Here is a 729-nt window from a genome sequence, read left to right on the forward strand (position 1 = left end):
AAAATTAAAATAAATTAATTGAAATTGTATAATTTATAATTACCTTTTTTATAGAAGGAGGTTTATGTTAATACTTTCACCACCTGATACTTAGCTGAACAGCTCATATTTCAAAAATATAACAAAAAATAAATTCCTCTCGGAATTATAATGCCAAAGAGGCGATACAAGGGAGCTCTTTAGGTATACACTTAAAGAGCGAACCCTTTAAAAACTAATTTACAGATTTTAATATTTCTAGTGGAAGTGGAGCTTCTGGGTATTTTTTTTGACACAATTTTTCATAGTTTTCACAAAAACTCATGATAGTTTTTTTAACTTCTTTTTTATTTTTATTTGAAAGATTAAGGTCTTTAATTAATTCACTGCAATTATTTTCTAATTCTTTTATTTGCTCTCCTGAAAAAAATTCTCCTGTTTCTATTTCCCAATAAGTGTCTTCAAGCTCATCATCAGTTAAATCATTTAATTTTTTCTGTAATAATTTAATAGTTTCGTCCTCTGTTGCTTTATCTCTCATAGGAGAATCTTTAAGTTTTCCAAGGCATTTATCTCTTAATCCATCAATAAAATGAAAATAAGGTTTACCCTCTGAAAAATCTCTAAAATGATTTGTGTTAAAATATTTATCAATGGCTGTTTCTGTTGAAACCTTTTCCTTACCCTTAATTATGGCTATTTGAACGTACACTTCTTGGCTAATATATTCTTCAATATGCTCTTTAACTT

1 protein-coding gene is annotated in these 729 nt (G+C 27.3%); it reads right to left on the reverse strand.

The window, feature by feature from the left end:
* Positions 1-214: 214 nt before the first annotated feature.
* Positions 215-729, reverse strand: a 515-nt coding sequence (locus AMN83_RS01870) for a hypothetical protein (protein ID WP_075503914.1), incomplete at its 5' end; no start/stop codon positions are given.

Source organism: Candidatus Pelagibacter communis, assembly GCF_001180025.1.
GTDB classification, from domain to species: domain Bacteria; phylum Pseudomonadota; class Alphaproteobacteria; order Pelagibacterales; family Pelagibacteraceae; genus Pelagibacter; species Pelagibacter ubique_A.